Source organism: uncultured Selenomonas sp., assembly GCA_905372355.1.
Taxonomy (GTDB): Bacteria; Bacillota; Negativicutes; order Selenomonadales; family Selenomonadaceae; genus Selenomonas.
Genome location: CAJPOT010000004.1, coordinates 124,638 through 140,085, shown reverse-complemented (window position 1 = coordinate 140,085; position 15,448 = coordinate 124,638). Strand labels below are relative to the sequence as shown.

15 protein-coding genes are annotated in these 15,448 nt (G+C 59.0%); 9 read left to right on the top strand and 6 right to left on the bottom strand.

The window, feature by feature from the left end; genetic code table 11:
- Nucleotides 1–35 precede the first annotated feature (35 nt).
- Entirely contained in the window at nucleotides 36–914 is an 879-nt protein-coding gene (locus QZ177_RS03795) for an NAD(P)-dependent oxidoreductase (protein WP_294175572.1), read from the top strand.
- Between the two features lie 20 nt (nucleotides 915–934).
- Here the strand turns inward: QZ177_RS03795 and QZ177_RS03790 are convergent, their stop codons facing one another.
- Nucleotides 935–1,336, bottom strand: a complete 402-nt coding sequence (locus QZ177_RS03790; RefSeq protein ID WP_009647066.1) for a GtrA family protein — start codon at nucleotides 1,334–1,336, stop codon at nucleotides 935–937.
- Nucleotides 1,337–1,436: 100 nt separating this feature from the next.
- Here QZ177_RS03790 and QZ177_RS03785 point away from each other — a divergent pair, with 100 nt between their 5' ends.
- From QZ177_RS03785 to QZ177_RS03770, 4 genes are all read left to right on the top strand, one after another.
- Nucleotides 1,437–3,233 carry a heme NO-binding domain-containing protein gene (locus tag QZ177_RS03785; RefSeq protein WP_294175571.1) on the top strand — a complete coding sequence of 599 codons (1,797 nt, stop codon included), beginning with the start codon at nucleotides 1,437–1,439 and terminating at the stop codon, nucleotides 3,231–3,233.
- A 97-nt stretch (nucleotides 3,234–3,330) separates the two neighbouring features.
- On the top strand, nucleotides 3,331–3,492 hold the full coding sequence (locus QZ177_RS03780) for a rubredoxin (protein WP_009647070.1): 162 nt from the start codon (nucleotides 3,331–3,333) through the stop codon (nucleotides 3,490–3,492).
- Between the two features lie 188 nt (nucleotides 3,493–3,680).
- The gene (locus QZ177_RS03775; protein WP_009647064.1) at nucleotides 3,681–4,649 is read left to right on the top strand and encodes a malate dehydrogenase; all 969 of its coding nucleotides are present in this window, start codon (nucleotides 3,681–3,683) and stop codon (nucleotides 4,647–4,649) included.
- A 109-nt stretch (nucleotides 4,650–4,758) separates the two neighbouring features.
- Nucleotides 4,759–5,409 (top strand): DUF4352 domain-containing protein, encoded by a 651-nt coding sequence (locus QZ177_RS03770; protein WP_294175570.1) that lies wholly within the window; start codon nucleotides 4,759–4,761, stop codon nucleotides 5,407–5,409.
- A 60-nt stretch (nucleotides 5,410–5,469) separates the two neighbouring features.
- On the opposite strand, the gene QZ177_RS03765 is transcribed toward QZ177_RS03770, so the two are convergent.
- Nucleotides 5,470–6,165, bottom strand: coding sequence for a nuclease-related domain-containing protein (locus QZ177_RS03765; protein WP_294175569.1), 696 nt, complete (start codon nucleotides 6,163–6,165; stop codon nucleotides 5,470–5,472).
- Between the two features lie 156 nt (nucleotides 6,166–6,321).
- Between QZ177_RS03765 and QZ177_RS03760 the strand changes: the two genes are divergently transcribed.
- Nucleotides 6,322–6,603, top strand: coding sequence for a rubrerythrin (locus tag QZ177_RS03760; protein ID WP_265070118.1), 282 nt, complete (start codon nucleotides 6,322–6,324; stop codon nucleotides 6,601–6,603).
- Nucleotides 6,593–7,060 (top strand): tRNA adenosine(34) deaminase TadA, encoded by a 468-nt coding sequence (gene tadA / locus QZ177_RS03755; protein ID WP_265070117.1) that lies wholly within the window; start codon nucleotides 6,593–6,595, stop codon nucleotides 7,058–7,060. Before QZ177_RS03760 ends, tadA begins: the two co-directional genes overlap by 11 nt.
- Nucleotides 7,061–7,119: 59 nt before the next feature.
- Here tadA and QZ177_RS03750 read toward each other — a convergent pair whose 3' ends face one another.
- Nucleotides 7,120–7,824 carry a hypothetical protein gene (locus tag QZ177_RS03750; RefSeq protein ID WP_009647063.1) on the bottom strand — a complete coding sequence of 235 codons (705 nt, stop codon included), beginning with the start codon at nucleotides 7,822–7,824 and terminating at the stop codon, nucleotides 7,120–7,122.
- A gap of 268 nt (nucleotides 7,825–8,092) precedes the next feature.
- Between QZ177_RS03750 and hpnK the strand changes: the two genes are divergently transcribed.
- Nucleotides 8,093–8,938 (top strand): hopanoid biosynthesis-associated protein HpnK, encoded by an 846-nt coding sequence (gene hpnK, locus QZ177_RS03745; RefSeq protein ID WP_294175615.1) that lies wholly within the window; start codon nucleotides 8,093–8,095, stop codon nucleotides 8,936–8,938.
- The gene (locus QZ177_RS03740; RefSeq protein ID WP_294175568.1) at nucleotides 8,935–10,602 is read left to right on the top strand and encodes a DUF6056 family protein; all 1,668 of its coding nucleotides are present in this window, start codon (nucleotides 8,935–8,937) and stop codon (nucleotides 10,600–10,602) included. The genes hpnK and QZ177_RS03740 overlap by 4 nt, the downstream gene beginning before the upstream one ends.
- 60 nt (nucleotides 10,603–10,662) lie before the next feature.
- On the opposite strand, the gene sstT is transcribed toward QZ177_RS03740, so the two are convergent.
- The 3 genes from sstT to cydD form a co-directional block, all read right to left on the bottom strand.
- Complete coding sequence (gene sstT, locus QZ177_RS03735; protein ID WP_265070114.1) at nucleotides 10,663–11,916, bottom strand: serine/threonine transporter SstT; 1,254 nt, start codon at nucleotides 11,914–11,916, stop codon at nucleotides 10,663–10,665.
- A 244-nt stretch (nucleotides 11,917–12,160) separates the two neighbouring features.
- Nucleotides 12,161–13,804, bottom strand: coding sequence for an ATP-binding cassette domain-containing protein (locus QZ177_RS03730; protein WP_294175567.1), 1,644 nt, complete (start codon nucleotides 13,802–13,804; stop codon nucleotides 12,161–12,163).
- The gene (cydD, locus tag QZ177_RS03725) at nucleotides 13,801–15,444 is read right to left on the bottom strand and encodes a thiol reductant ABC exporter subunit CydD (protein WP_294175566.1); all 1,644 of its coding nucleotides are present in this window, start codon (nucleotides 15,442–15,444) and stop codon (nucleotides 13,801–13,803) included. Before cydD ends, QZ177_RS03730 begins: the two co-directional genes overlap by 4 nt.
- Between the last annotated feature and the right edge of the window lie 4 nt (nucleotides 15,445–15,448).

Here is a 15,448-nt window from a genome sequence, read left to right as displayed (position 1 = left end):
AAAGTGCGGGACGAAATCGCGCTTTTCAAGGGAGGATGAATCGTATGGCAAGAGAAAAAATCGGTTTTATCGGCACGGGCGTCATGGGAAGCAGTATGGCGAGGAACCTCATGAAGGCCGGCTATCCCGTCAGCGTCTACACGCGCACGAAGGAAAAGGCGAAAAAACTCATCGAGGAAGGGGCGGCTTGGTCGGCCTCGCCGAAAGAATTGGCGAAGGAGGCGGACATCGTCATCTCCATCGTCGGCTACCCGAAGGACGTCGAGGAGATTTACCTGGGCGCTGAAGGCGTCCTCGCAGCGAAGGAGGGCGGCATCGTCATCGACATGACGACGTCAAGCCCTGCGCTCGCCAAGAAGATTTTCGCTGCGGCGAAGGAAAAAGGCGTCGCAGCGCTCGATGCGCCCGTCTCGGGCGGCGACATCGGCGCGAGAGACGCGACGCTCGCCATCATGGTCGGCGGAGAGCGAGAAGCATTCGAGAGGTGCAAAGACCTCTTCGCCGCCATGGGAAAGACCGCGCATTATTTCGGTGCGGCGGGCAGCGGGCAGTTCGTCAAGATGAGCAACCAGATCGCCATCGCCTCGAACATGCTCGGCGTTGCCGAGGCCATGGCGTATGCGAAGAAGAGCGGCTTGGACGCTGAGGCGGTGCAGCAGACGATTGCAGGCGGCGCGGCAGGCTCGTGGTCGCTGACGAACCTCGCACCGAAGATGCTCGCGAACGACTGGTCGCCGGGCTTCTTCATCAAGCATTTCCTCAAGGACATGCGCATCGCCGTCGAATCGGCTGAGGAGATGGAGCTTGACCTTCCGGGTCTCAAACTCGCCAAGAAGCTCTACGAGGAGCTTTCCGCGCGAGGCATGGAAGACTGCGGCACGCAGGCAATCTTTTGCTGGTACGAAGGCGAATGAAGGAGCTTTTTGAGGGCGGCTCACTTCCTGCCGAAGGCGAAGAGCTTTACGGCGAGGAAGGTGATGGGCACGCCGAGGACGGCGGCTAATATGAAAGCCGCGAGACTGGGAAAGCCGAGCTGGTTGTAGAAGAGGAAGACGATGACGTTCTGAATCACATAGTTCGGAATATAGGAAATCGCGAACTTCACACACTTTTCGAGCGTCATCGGTTCGTGGAAGATCAAGCGGCTGTTGAGCGCGTAGGCGATGATGTTTGCGAGGATGTAGCCGATGTTGAACGCGAGATTCGTATCGACGAGAAGCTCGAAAATTTTGGCGAGCAGACTGCCGTTGAACGTGTTGAGGCAGCCGACGGCGAGAAACAATAGGAACTCGCGTGTGAAGAAGTGACGGCGCATCGTCTTGGAAAATGCGGACATGAAAATCCTCCCCTTGCTGTTTGTTGTCAGTATAGCATAAGAAGGGCAGGAGAGGAAAGGAAATGCGCCGCAGGATATGATGAAAGAAGAGGAGCGGATCATGAAGGGAACTGTTGTGGCGACGTGGATGGATACGGCGCAGAAGCTTTGGGATGGGACGGCCGTCCAAGAATCATGCCGGGAGGCGGGATGGGCGCCGGGCCGCATCTTCACCCCGTTGGAAGATGTGCCGGACAGTGAGATCCGCACCTTTGTCGATGCTCTGGCAAGGCATACGGGGCAGACGCCGGATGACGTTTGGTACGAATTGGGGCGCGACAACGTCCTGACCTTTGCCGCTGTATATCCGTCCTTTTTTGAAGGCAAGAACATCTATACGTTCCTCGCGTCCATTTACAATGTGCATGTGGAAATCGTCAAGAAGATTCCGGGCGCGAATCCGCCGCTCTTGAAGGTGACGCCGCTGTCCGAGCACGAGGCGGAGCTTCTTTACAAGTCGAAGCGCAGCCTCATTCCGTACTTCCGCGGCCTGTTGAAGGGCGCGATCGACTACTTCAAGGAGCCGGTCGAGGTCAATGTCGTGGAGGAAGGAAACGGCGTCGTGCGCCTGCGGCTGCGCTTCAAGGAGCGCATATTGGAAAAGCGGAGATTTTCGTTCAGCTGTGCGCTTGGCCTGTTTTCTCGCTCGTTGCCCGTCAAGTTCGCCGTCATGTCCTTCGCCGCTTCGCTCGTGCTCAGCGTGCTCTTTTGGTTTTTCGGCACATCTTCTGTCGTATTCGCCTTTCCCCTTCTCATGGGCATCGTGGGCGGCGCCGGCGCATTTTTGCTGCTCGCACCGCTGCGCCTTTTGCGCCGCGAGCTTGCGGACATCGCCGAACATCGCTTCTCCGCTGATCTCGTGCTGACCTCGCGCGATGAATTTGAGGAGCTGGGGGCGCTGATCGACGCCTACAAGAAGTCGGTGCGTGCAGACTTCACCGGATTTCGCGGCATGGGGGATGAGCTCATCGCCTATGGCGGCAAGTTCAATGAACTGGCGAGCAACATGAGTCATGCTTCCGCCCACATCGCGGAGGTCGTCGACAGCGTGTCGGAAGCGACGACAGAGAGCGCTTCTTCGACGGGGCAGGTGGCGGAGGTTCTGAACCGAAACGTCGAGGCGCTGCAGCAGGTCGTCTCCTCGCAGGAGAAGAACAATCGGAGCCTTGCGGAAGCCGTGGAAAATGTGGCGCGCGGTTTCGACGGCGTGCGCGCCTCCAGCGATGCGCTGGGCAGGAGCATGGAAAACTTCGCTGCCGTGCGCAACGCCGCCGACTCCTTGAAGAGTGAGACGGAGAAGATCATCTCCATCGCCAACATGGTGACAGAAATCGCCTCGCAGACGAATCTCCTCGCCCTCAACGCTTCGGTCGAAGCGGCGCGCGCCGGCGAGCAGGGCAGGGGCTTTGCCGTCGTCGCGCAGGAGATCGGCAAGCTCGCCGCCGAGTCGCGCGATCAGGCGGACACGATCACATCTGACGTGCGCAACATCACGCGCATCATCAATGACGTCGTCGCGAGCATCGACACGGAATACCATGCGCTCGGCAAGGAGAGCGGCGAACTCGTGCAGGTCGTTGAGAGCAACAACGCTTTCGTCGCGAATATCCGCGAGGTGTCGGCGAGCATCGGCGGCATCATAGAGCGTCTCAACGACGAGATGAGACGCATGAATGACGCCATCGGACAGGTGAAAAATGTCGCAGGACTTTCCGAGGAGAATTCCGCTGCAGCAAAGTCCGTCAACGAGACGGTGGGCGACCATCACGGGAAGCTGCAGGACATGATGGAAAAGATCCAGGATTTCCAAAAGATCGCCGTGTCGTTCACGGACGACATCAAGAATTTCAAAATATGATTTTCAAAACGCTTGCTTTGTCTGACCGTGCATAGTATCATAGGAGCGTAGCGGGGCGTTGCCCCGAAGATTTCATTCTGACAAGGAGGAATTTCTTATGAAAACTTGGACTTGCACGGTCTGCGGCTGGGTGTACGATGAGGCGAAGGGCGATCCCGACTATGATCTTGCGCCGGGCGTGAAGTTTGAAGATCTGCCGGAGGACTTCGTCTGTCCCTTGTGCGGTGTGGGCAAGGATATGTTTGAAGAGCAAGCATAGCCTTTGCGCATACTGATAAATGGGAGTAATGATTTCATCAAAATTTGCATGAAACAAATTGATTATTTCTGTAAATTTTGGTATAATCAAAGGCGATGAACTTGGGTTTTACTTATCATCCAAGCACTGGAGATGCGTCCCGGCAAGTGGGGGATGTCTCGCCGAATTTCAAAGGAGGCAGATTTTACATGAAAGTAACAGTTGTTGGTGCAGGTAATGTCGGAGCTACCGTTGCGAACGTTCTTGCGACGAAGGCGTTCTGCAGCGAGGTCGTCCTCGTTGACATCAAGGAAGGCGTGCCTGAAGGCAAGGCCATCGACATCATGCAGACGGCTCACATGCTGAACTTTGACACGACGGTGAAGGGCGTCACGGCTCTGCCGGACGATCCGAACGGCTATGCTCCTACGGCGGGCTCCGAGGTCGTCGTCATCACGTCCGGCATGCCGCGCAAGCCGGGCATGAGCCGCGAGGATCTGATCGGCGTCAACGCAAAGATCGTCAAGAGCGTTGTCGATCAGGCTCTGAAGTTCTCCCCCGATGCGTACTTCATCATCATCTCCAACCCGATGGACGCCATGACGTACTTGGCGCTGAAGGATTCCGGCCTGCCGCGCAACCGCATCCTCGGTCAGGGCGGTATGCTTGACAGCAGCCGTTTCCGCTATTACCTCTCCGTTGCATTAACGGAAGCTGGCTATCCTGCGACGCCGACGGACATCGACGGCATGGTGCTGGGCGGCCACAGCGACAAGACGATGGTTCCGCTCGTAAGCCATGCTACGCTGCGCGGCGTTCCCGTGACTCAGCTTCTCTCGAAGGAAGCTCTGACGGACGTCGTCGAGAAGACGAAGGTCGGCGGCGCAACGCTCACGAAGCTCCTCGGCACGTCCGCATGGATGGCTCCGGGCGCTGCGGCGGCGATGATGGTCGAGGCGATCGCTCTCGATGCGAAGAAGCTCATTCCGTGCTGCGTCGGCTTGGACGGCGAGTATGGCGAGAAGGATCTCGCGATCGGCGTGCCCGTCATCCTCGGCAAGGGCGGCTGCGAGAAGATCATCGAGGTCAAGTTCTCCGACGAGGAGAAGGCGAAGTTCGAGGAGAGCGTCGCTGCTGCACGCAACACGAACTCGAAGCTCGGCGATGCGCTGAAGTAATCTCTCATACGTTAAAAAAAGCTCCTGCATCTTGCGGGAGCTTTTTCTTTGGGAAAATGGCTTTTTTGACGATATAATGTCATACGAGTGGAAAAAGGGGAGTGGATGTATGAAGGCTTTGGCAGGGAGATTCGCCGCCATCACGCTGGCGGCTGTCGTCCTTTGCATTGGCGGCTATTGGTTCTTCTTTGCGGGCGGCAGTGCAAGGCTTCTTGCAGGCAGTTCGCAGCAGGCGGCGAGCACATCGTCTCAGGAGAAGGCACAGGAAGGGAAGGCGGCGAAGGGCGGCGAAGCGGCCGCTGTGGACGCCAAGGACGTGAAGGAAGCGCAGGAAAAGGCGAAGGAAGAAGCGGACAAGGAAAAGAAGGAAGGCAAGAGTCCGTATTCGCTGCAGGTCATGATCTTGGAGGCGAAGCGCGTCGAATCAATCGAGGGCGCGAAGGAGGATGGGCCGTTCCTCATCGTCAAGGCCTCGATCGCGAATGCCGACAAGCAGCCCGTGAGCGTCGTGCCGCAGGGCATATCGCTCACGGACAGCGATCAGGAGCGTCACAGCGTATCGAAGGACGGCATGGCGGCTCTCGCTGCGCGGCAGACGCCCGTGTTCAACGCCGTCGACATCCCACCGGGGGCAGCGGCGACGGCGAGCCTCGTCTTCAAGCTCGATGCGGACGAGCATCCCTCCGTGCTGACGATCCAGCCTGCAGGCGGAGGCGACGTGATGAAGTTCCATCTGCCGGAAAGTGTGAAAGGGATATGAAAAAAGGAGCCGGCTGGCTCCTTTTTTCCTGCACGCAAAGCGAGTATTGGCGTGCTCAGGTTACAGTCGTTCCGCGAGCGCTGCGGCAACCGTATTCTGTTCTTCGTCGGACAGCGGATGTTCGTCGGGGAAGTTCTTGATATGATCGAGTACCGCCTCTTCCGATGTGTAGCAGCCCTCGATTTCTTCATCGAATTCTGCACGCGTGAAGCAGACGCTGCCGTCAATCCATGGGCGGACGCCGCAGGAGGCAAGGTACGACTGCAGTTCGCGAATGTCGCGCTTCATCTGCTGCAGGGGATTCTTCATCGGCACGCGGTACGGTGTGCCCTTGCTGCCGACCTTGTGACGAATCCAGTCGCTGCCAGCCGTCGGTTCGATCTTGCCCGAGCGGGTCTTGACGTCGACGATGAAGACGCCGTTCGCTCCGACGATGACGGCATCGAGGTTCGTGCGCACGCCGATGCTCACGTTCGTGAAGATCTGGAAGGATTCGGGCAGACTCTTGAGAAATTCGACTTTTTCCGAGCTCTTCATCGTGGTCGCCTTCGGTCCGCGTGCACTGCTTCCGGCGGCCAGCGTGACGATGGCGAGAATGATTCCTGTGAAGATGTAGAGCGCGTAGGGATCGGGCTCAAGGAAGACGAGTCCTACGAGCCAGAGCAGGAAGACGATGAGGCAGACTCCTGCGAGGAAACGGTAGGTCAGTTGCGCCGTATTGGCAGGAAGTGTGTTTTGTGGTTGAACTGTGGTCATGAATGACTCCTTTCTTGGAGAAATCTAATAAGACAAAAAGCCTAAGAAGCATAGGTTTTTTATTAAGGTGCAGACTATTTTGAACGATATAAGAAACATAAGGGAAAACGATTTTCCTTTGATGGAATCCTTTTTCATTTTCAGGAGGTGTCCGCCATGATTGACAAGGTTGAAAAGATCGCGCGCATGAAGGGCGCCGTCTATGATGTACGTCGCCGCGAGGCGAAGGACGGCGAGAGCGGGAACAAGAAGGAAAACTTCAAGCGCATGCTCGAGTCGGCGATGGAGAAGAATAAGAAGAATCGCGAGGAAAGGGAGAAAGAGGCGGAGCAAGACGCCTATCATCTCGATGTGCACCGCGCTACGCAGTCGCTCTTCTATCGGAACCGGCAGGCGCTTGACCTGCGCGGGCTTGTGAGTCGAATTCATGCTGGATGACGTCACTTTTATGAAGGAGGCGCTCAAGGAGGCGCAGGAGGCCTTCCAAGCGGGCGAGGTGCCCATTGGCGCCGTGCTCGTCGATGCGGCTGGCACGGTCGTCGCGCGTGCGCACAATATGCGCGAAACTTGGCACGACGGCACGGCACATGCCGAGATCATCGCTCTGCAGGAAGCGGCGAAGAAGCTTGGCCGCTGGCGCCTTTCGGGGCTGACGCTCTACGTTACGATCGAGCCTTGCCCGATGTGTGCGGGCGCGCTCGTCATGAGCCGCGTCGATCGCGTCGTCTACGGTGCAACGGATGCAAAGGCGGGCGCGTGCGAGTCGCTTTTCAACATCGTCTGCCATCCCGCGCTCAACCATCAGCTGGAGATGCGTGCAGGCGTCCTAGAGGACGAATGCAGAGCCATCATGAAGCGATTCTTCGGGCAGCGGCGCAAAAAAGCAGTGCTTTGAAGAATCGTGTGAATCAAGCGTTCGATGCGCCCGAGTGATCGGATGCCCGTCTTGTTTCCTTAAATATCCCAGGCAAGAAGCTCGGGGCGCGGTGTTGCGCGGTCGATTTCGTTCAAGATCCAAGAGGCGTTCTCATGTGTGGCGGAGAACGCCTTTTCGAGTGCGTCTTCGTATTCTGCGGGAATCTCCATCTCGTGAAGCGCCATGTGCATGTAGTCCTTTGCGACGAGGACGACGCCGCGCTCGGCGGCGAGCTGTGCCTTGAAGCGGTAGCCGTAATAGAGATAGCTGTTGTGCTTGACGGGAATATTCTCGTAGGCGGCGATGCGCTCATCACATTCGGCTTCGGCTTCGGCGGCGCGTCCCATCGCGTGCAGGATGTTCCAACGCGCTGCCCAAAGCTCGCCGCGCAGGATGAACTTGTAGAGATAGTCCGTCTCTTCAGCAAGCTCGATCGCGAGGTTTATATGGGTGAGCGCATCTTCGTTCTCCTTCGCCGCATGCTCGATTTCGCTGAGGCGCTGCAGGGCGAAGATCTTTTCTTCGATATCCTCGCTGTTTCCCTCGTCGACGTCCTCATCGAGAACGGAGCAGAAAAGCTCCCGCGCCTCCTGTGCTTTGCCGATTTCCTGCATGGCAAGAAAATGACCGAGCCGTGCGCGCGCATGCCAGTCGCCGAAGCCGCTCGCAAAAAGCGCCTCGGGCGGTTTCCTCTTGCTCGCGAGCACAAGGGCGACGAGCGCATCAAAATCCTCTTTTGTCACGGATGAATCCTCCCTTGAATCTCTCATATACATTTTTACTATGAAAGTCCAAGAAGTCAAGCCCGAAGGGCGCAGACTGATTGGGTAACTTTCATTAAGGGCGGCGCACAATGTCCACAAAGTGGACGTTTGTGCGTGTAGTTTATATTCGACCTTCGCCTGCGATTCCCTGCCGTTTGCAAAACATCTTCTTCTTGCGGTATAATCAAGATGTACGAAGGAAAAAATCTGTCCTGTATGAAATGGATGTGAGGAAATATTGAAGCGGATGATCGTCAATGCCGATGATTTCGGTCGCCATGTGCGCATCAATGAGGCGGTGGAAAAGGGTGTCGAGATGGGCGTGCTGCGTTCGGCGACGCTGATGGCGGGCGGCGCGGCGTTCGAGGACGCAGCGGAGCGCGTGCGACGCCTGCCGAAACTCGGTCTTGGCATACACTTCACGCTGGTCGATGGTTTTCCCGTCCTGCCACCCGAGGAGATTCCGTCACTCGTCGATGAAAGCGGCGTCTTTTTGCCGAACTATGGCACTTTTTCCAAGCGTTATGCGAAGGGCGGCGTGCACCTGGCGGAGGTGCGCGCCGAGCTTGCCGCGCAGTTGAAAAAGTTTGAGGCGGCGGGACTTTCGCTCGATCATGCCGACAGCCATCAGCACATGCACGTCCTGCCGGGAATCATCGAAATCGTCATCGGGCTTTGCCGCGAGGCGGGGATCCCCGCGCTTCGCGCACCGTTTGCGCCGCTCTTTGCCGGAAAGTTCGGCGGCATCGGCCAGTTCGCAGGCCGCGCCGGACTTGCGCTCCTCGCGAGGAACGCCGCGAGTCTGGCGAGGAAGGCGGGGATTTCTGTGCCCAATCATTTTGCGGGCATCGTCGCGGGAGAGGCCGTCGATGAGGCGGAGCTGCTTCATGCGATCAAGAACCTTCGAGAAGGTGTGACCGAGGTCATGATGCATCCGGGCACGGCGAATGAGGAAATCGTGCGCGCCTCGGGTTGGCAGCACGACTTCGAAGCGGAGCTTGGCGCGATCCTCTCGCCGAAGGTCGCGAAGCTGGCGGCAGAAGAGGGCGTTGAGATCGTGAACTTTCAGGCATTGGGAGGAAGGATTGCATGACGAGAGGAAGAGTCTGGCAGACAGTTCTTGTGGCGGCGGGAATCTTTGCGCTGATGTATGCGCTCAATCATCTCATGCCGCTGCATCGCGACGACTATGACTATTCGATGATCTGGCAGACGGGGCGGCACATCGCTTCTCTTTCGGACGTCATGGAATCTTTGCAGCGTCATTACCTGCTGCATGGCGGACGCATGGCAGCATTCTTCTTTCTCGACGTCTTTCTCCTTTTGGGCAAAGGGATCTTCGACGTTGCCAACGCCTTGATGTTCCTTGTGTTCATCGTATTGCTGACAATCCATGCGCGGCGCGATGGACGCTTCTGGCAGGAGCCGGGCATTTTTGCTGCCATGGGGATTCTTGCCTGGCTCTCGTTCCCGCATTTTGGCGAGGTGGCTGTTTGGAAATGCGGCGCTGCCGTCTACTTGTGGACGGGGGTGATCGTCGCCCTCTTTCTCGTGCCGTACAATCTTCATTGCAAAACAATGGATGAGGGGCAGGCACCCGAAAAGTATTGGCTCATCGCGCCGATGTTCGCGCTTGGCGTCCTGGCGGGTTGGTCGGTGGAAAACCTTGCCGTTACGGTGTTCGTATTGGCGGCGGGACTTTCTTGGTGGGCGAGGCGCAAGGGCGACTTGCCCCTTTGGATGCCGGCGGGGGCTTTCGGCGCACTCGCAGGACTCGTGCTGCTCGTGGCGGCGCCCGGCAATTTCGTGCGCTACGACGCGCAGGGAAGCGGCAAAGGAATCTTCACCCATATCGGCAACCAGTTTGCGGGAAACGGTGAGATGGTACTTTATCTCCTGCCCGTCATCTTGCTGCTGATCGCCGCGGGACGGATCTATCGACTGCATCTTGCGGAGGATGCAAGGGCTGGCGGTGAGACGGCGGAACCTTCCGGGCAAGCTTTTGGCTGGGGCAGGATGCTTTGCCTTGCCGTCATTGTTCTGCTCGTCGTTTCTTATTTCAACGGCAGCTTCTTTGCCAATGCGCTGCGCGATTTTCTCGTCGCCCATGTGCTCGCACCGCTGGGGCTTGATAAGCCACGCACCGTCGAGCACTTTGCCAATGTCATGGCAGGATTCGAGGAGATGGCGATCTATTGGCTCACGATCTTCTTCTTCTATGGCCTTTTGAAGCGTTCTTTGGGCTTCTCGCGCAAGGCGCTTGCTGCCGTTCGCACGGTTTCGTGGCGCAGTGTGCTCCATGCTTTTCCTGCAGCACGCTATGCAGCGTTCCTCATCGCGCTGGCGCTTTTCAACAACTTTGTCATGATTGCCGCGCCGACATTTCCGGCGCGGGCGACTTTCAGCTCCGTCGCCATGATCCTCATCGCCGCCTGTGCTGTGTTGCGCGATCCCCTCGTCCGCGACTGCCTGTGGAATCGCGCGAAGAAGACGCTCCTGGTGGCATCTCTATCCATCGGCCTCTTCACGATGACCGCTGCACTCTTCATTACGGCGGCGATGCAGCAGGAGAACGACGTGCGCCTCGCCATCGTCAAGCAGGCAGCAGAAAATGGCGAGGAGATCGCCTATATGAAACCCATCCTTTTGAAAAATCGCGCTCTGCGCCACGTCTTCTTCGTCGACTTCGACAACGGCGTGACGAAGGATGGCCTTTGTCAGTATTACGGCATCAAGGACATTCGTGTGGAACGATAATGAAATGAGAAGACCTCGGACTTGAACTTGCAGTCCGAGGTCTTTTCGTATGTATGCCGTTCAGCTTTCGTGGTGCGGTACGAGGTCAGTGGATTCGAGGGTGCCCTCCTTGGCGCGTTCGGCAAATTCGGCGGTGGCGGTGAAGAGGACGTCGCTGGAGCTGTTCAGAGCCGTTTCGCACGAGTCTTGCAGTACGCCGATGATGAAGCCGACACCGACGACCTGCATGGCGACATCGTTGTGGATGCCGAAGCTCGAGCAGGCGACGGGGATGAGGAGCAGCGAGCCTCCGGCAACGCCCGAGGCGCCGCAGGCGCCGACGGTCGAGATGACGCAGAGGAGCAGCGCCGTCGGCATGTCGACCTCGATGCCGAGCGTGTGTGCGGCAGCGAGCGAGAGGACGGCGATCGTGATGGCGGCGCCGCTCATATTGATCGTCGCGCCGAGCGGGATGGAGAGCGAATAGGTGTCCTCCGACAGTCCGAGACGTTTGCACAGCGAGAGGTTCACGGGGATGTTCGCCGCAGAGCTGCGCGTGAAGAAGGCGTAGATGCCGCTTTCCCGGAGCGTCGTCCAGACGAGCGGGAAGGGGTTGCGGCGGATGTGCAGGAAGACGATGAGCGGGTTCATGATGAGCGCGACGGAGAAGAATGCGGCGAGAAGGACGGCGAGGAGCTGCGCGTAGCCGATGAGGGCAGCGATGCCGCTTTCGCCGATGGCGTTCGCGACGAGGCCAAAGATGCCGAAGGGGGCGAAGCGGATGACCCACTGCACGATCTTCGTCACAGCTTTGGCGAGGTCGGCGATCGTCTCCTTCGTCGAGTCGTTCGCTGAATGAAGTGCGACGCCCGCGAGCACAGCCCATGCGAGGATGCCGATGTAGTTCGCCGTCACGATGGCGTGCAGCGGGTTGTCGACAACGCTCAGGATGAGGTTGTGCAGAACTTCGATGATGCCGCTCGGCGGAGACACCTCAGACGAGGCGACGGCGAGATGGAGCGTCGTCGGGAAGAGAAACGAGTAGCTGACGGCGACCATCGAGGCGAGGAAGGTGCTGATGATGTAGAGACGCACGATGGGGCGCATCGAAGCGCTGGCATCCGCGTTCTTCTGTGCCATGGCGTTCATGACGAGCACGAAGACGAGAACGGGCGCGACGCCCTTGAGCGCCTTTACGAAGAGGTCGCCGAGGATGGAGATCGCAGGAACGACCTGCGGCAAGGCAACGGCGACGATGATGCCGAGGACGAGTCCGATGGCGATGAGCTTGATCAAGGCAGTTTCCTGATACTTTCTGCCGATGGAACTGAACAAAGAAATTCCTCCTTTAATAATTGTAAAGTACTTTGACAGTATAGTATAAAGCCAGAAAATATGCAAGTTTTTTCTGCCTTTGTGTATTTACACAGTGGACACGATGGGCTTTCTGCACAATGAGACTAGAAATCCCCCCAAAGATGGCAGCTTGGGGGGATTTCGTGTGCCTTGACGTTATCCATGTTTGCCACCTTTAGTATAGCATACTCTCATTGGTGTGCAAGTTGATGATCCGTACGCTTCAGAGCGAAATAACCTGTTTCATGCGGCTGAGGAGCGGCAGGTCGTGGGTGATGACGATGAGCGTGCCGCCCCTTTTGTCGAGGGTTTCGAGCACGGCGGCGATGAGTTTTGCGCCGCGTGCGGCGTCGAGGCCTGCCGTCGGCTCGTCGAGCAGCAGCAGGGGAGCGTCTGCGGCGAGCGCCAGTGCCGTTAAGAGACGGCTTCTCTGGCCGCCTGAGAGGCGCGAGGCGTTTTCGCCGAGCGGTTCGTCGAGTCCTTGCGGCAGGGAGTGCACGACGTCGGCGAGCTGTGCCGTTTCGAGCGATTGCCACATCGTGTCTTCCGTGATGCTTTCGTGCAGACGCAGGAAGTTGTCGCGCACCGACGCGCTGAAGAGATAGCTGCCCTGCAAGGAGACTCCGAAGAGGGAGCGCACTGCGTCTGCCGTCAGAGAAGCATGGGCTACGCCGCTATAGAAAATTGTGCCGCTGTCGATGTCCCAAAGGCGCAGGAGAAGGCTCGCGAGCGTCGTCTTGCCCGCGCCGCTCTCGCCGATGATCGCCGTGTGCTCGCCGCGTCGGATGCAGAAGGTGAGGTTTTCGAGGACGGGCAGTCCCGCTTGATAGGCGAAGCTGATGTTTCGTACTTCCAAGAGGGGGACGGCGCTGTCGGCGGCGGGGAGCGCCGGCATGGGCGGCTTTCTTGTCGCCATTTCTTTCGTTGGAGCTGCTTCCGGCTGCATCTCGCCTTTCGAGGGCAGGATATTCTGTGCCGCTTGTCGGGCGGCCGAGGCGCCGAGAACGGCGGCGGGAAGAGCGCGGTATTCGGCGAGGGCGGCCTCAAGGGCGAGCGCCCAGACGGCGTATTCGATGCCGCTGATCTCGCCGGCCTGCGCATGAGGCAGGAGGAGCAGCAGCAGCCCAACCCAGAGACTGACGCGCGAGGCGTCGAGCAGCGTGAACAGGCGCTCGCGCTTTTGGCGCTTTTCTGACTGCTTTTCCTGAAAGGTTTTGGCAGCGTCGTCGAGCATCTGCCGGGCATGGGGAAGTGCGCCCGCCTGATGAAGTTCGGTGCGCCCGTCGATGAGATCGAGGAGCGTGTCCCGATAGGCGGCGCTTTCCTCGCGCAGGCTTTCCTCCCTGAGCAAGAGGGGCAGGGCGAGGTGCAGCAGGTAAAGCGCCGCGACGAGGACCGCTGCGAGTGTGGAAAGAGGCAGGAGCGCGACAGCGGTGAAGAACGCGACGAGTCCCGCGAGGAGCGGCGGCGGCACGGTGCGCAGGTAGAAGTTTCGCAGCGTCTCGCAGCCCGTCAGAAGGTCGTGCAGGAATTCGCCCTCGCGCATTGTGCCCTCCTTGAGCGGCAGCTTTTCTGCCGCTTGACGGTAGGTCAGAAGCTGCAGCTTTTCGTAGCAGGCGAAGGCGAGACGGTGCGAGAGAAGGCGGTCGAGGTAGCGGAAGACGGCGCGCGCGACGCCTGCGGCACGCACGCAGGTGATGCCGAGCGTCAGCGCCGAGAGGGGCGGCGCGAGTGCGGCGCTCGCGATGATCCACGCGGCGGCGCCGATGAGCGCGATACCCGAGAGGGCGGCGAAGAATGCCGCGAGAAGCGCGGGCAGTCCTTTGGCAGGAGAAGCGAGGCGCATGAGATGCAGGATTTCCGTCATTCGGCGTCACCTCCTATGTCGATGATATGATCGGCCCAAGCGATGAGCGCGGGACGATGCGAGGCGAGGATCAAGGTGCGGCGGCGAGAGAAATCGTTGAGGGCGGCGAGAACCGCCTTTTCCGTCTCCTCGTCGAGCCCTGCTGTGATTTCGTCGAGGATGACGAGGGGGCGAGCTTGGAAGAAGGCGCGCGCAAGGCCGAGACGTCTCCTCTCACCGGCGGACAGCGGATGTCCGCCAGCGCCGAGCGGCGTGGCAAGCCCTTGGGGAAGTGCCGCCAGGAAGCCGCCGAGCGCCGCTTGCTCAAGGGCGGCGCTCAGGGCGCTTTTCGTCGCGCCCTCCTGCCACAGGCTGATGTTTTCGGCGAGCGTCGCGTTGAATACATGCGTTTCCTGCGGCACATAGGTGATGAGCGCACGGCGCGAGGCAGGCGAAAGATGCGCGAGGTCGTAAGACTTTCCGTCGCCTGCGCCGTCCTGCAGGACGATCGTTCCTTCGGTCGGCGTGAGAAGACCGGCGAGAAGATTGAGCAGGGTCGTCTTGCCCGCACCGCTCGCACCGATGAGCGCGGTCTTCTTGCCCGCGCGAAAGTTGAGATCGAGTCCTTGGAGGACAGCTTCTTGCGTCAGCGGATAGCGATAGGAAAGTTTTTCGGCAAGGAGGCGCGGCGGCACGAGGATCTGCTCGCTCCTGCCGTCTTCTCTGTCGAGGGGAGCGGCGAGCCACGGCTCAAGCGCCTTTGCTGCCGTGTGCGCGTCCATGGCGGCGTGGAAGGCGATGCCTCCTTCTCTGAGCGGCTGGTAGAAGAGCGGCGCGAGAATCAGCACGAAGAATGCCGTAGGAAAGCTGATCTGTTCGTCGATGAGCCTGAGGCCGATCGATACGGCAATCAGTGCGATCGAGAGCGTCGTGATGAGTTCGAGCGCGAAGGAGGAGACGAAGGCGAGGCGCAGGACGGCGAGCGATGCTTCGGAAAAGGAGCGGCTGCTTGCCCTTAGATGTGCACCTTCAGATTCCGTGCGGCGAAAGAGCTTCAAGGTCATCGCCGCGCGGATCATCTCGCCGAAGCCCGCGGTCAGAGCCTCCATCTTCGACCATTGGCGCTCGCTCGCGCGACGCGTCGCCTTGCCGATGAGCATGAGCAAGAAGGGCGCTATGGGGAGCGTCGCAAAAAAGAGCAATGCCGAGAGCGGATCGAAGACGGCGCTGACTGCGAGGATGAAGGGCACGAGCACGGCGAACGATATGGCCGTCGGAACGACGGTATGAAACCACGGCTCGAGTGCATCCACGCGTTCTAACGCCAGAGTCAGGACGCCGTGCGTATCGCGCCCCTCTGCAAGAAGCGCACGGTGCAGCGTCTTGCGGCAGAAGAGACGCATGTGCTCGGACAGACGGTCTTCGAGGCTGCTTTTGGGCAGACGCAGGAGAGCCGCGCCCAGGACGCACAAAAACAGCACCAGAAAATCTGATGCTGTTTCGTGCATTCCCGCGCCATGGAGGAAGACCTTGTTGACGACGGAAGCCGTCTGCCATGCCGCGGCGATGACGAAGACGCCCGAGAGTGCTTCGAGCAAGGCGCGGCAGAGGACGATATGCTTTTGTTCCTTGAGCGTGAGGAAGAGCAGACTGTTCTTCATGTGC

Bases quoted from the DNA above. Each gene is read 5' to 3' on its own strand.
- QZ177_RS03795 (WP_294175572.1), top strand. From the start codon at position 36: ATGAATCGTATGGCAAGAGAAAAAATCGGTTTTATCGGCACGGGCGTC.
- QZ177_RS03790 (WP_009647066.1), bottom strand. From the start codon at position 1,336: ATGTCCGCATTTTCCAAGACGATGCGCCGTCACTTCTTCACACGCGAG.
- QZ177_RS03785 (WP_294175571.1), top strand. From the start codon at position 1,437: ATGAAGGGAACTGTTGTGGCGACGTGGATGGATACGGCGCAGAAGCTT.
- QZ177_RS03780 (WP_009647070.1), top strand. From the start codon at position 3,331: ATGAAAACTTGGACTTGCACGGTCTGCGGCTGGGTGTACGATGAGGCG.
- QZ177_RS03775 (WP_009647064.1), top strand. From the start codon at position 3,681: ATGAAAGTAACAGTTGTTGGTGCAGGTAATGTCGGAGCTACCGTTGCG.
- QZ177_RS03770 (WP_294175570.1), top strand. From the start codon at position 4,759: ATGAAGGCTTTGGCAGGGAGATTCGCCGCCATCACGCTGGCGGCTGTC.
- QZ177_RS03765 (WP_294175569.1), bottom strand. From the start codon at position 6,165: ATGACCACAGTTCAACCACAAAACACACTTCCTGCCAATACGGCGCAA.
- QZ177_RS03760 (WP_265070118.1), top strand. From the start codon at position 6,322: ATGATTGACAAGGTTGAAAAGATCGCGCGCATGAAGGGCGCCGTCTAT.
- tadA (WP_265070117.1), top strand. From the start codon at position 6,593: ATGCTGGATGACGTCACTTTTATGAAGGAGGCGCTCAAGGAGGCGCAG.
- hpnK (WP_294175615.1), top strand. From the start codon at position 8,093: ATGATCGTCAATGCCGATGATTTCGGTCGCCATGTGCGCATCAATGAG.
- QZ177_RS03740 (WP_294175568.1), top strand. From the start codon at position 8,935: ATGACGAGAGGAAGAGTCTGGCAGACAGTTCTTGTGGCGGCGGGAATC.
- QZ177_RS03730 (WP_294175567.1), bottom strand. From the start codon at position 13,804: ATGACGGAAATCCTGCATCTCATGCGCCTCGCTTCTCCTGCCAAAGGA.
- cydD (WP_294175566.1), bottom strand. From the start codon at position 15,444: ATGAAGAACAGTCTGCTCTTCCTCACGCTCAAGGAACAAAAGCATATC.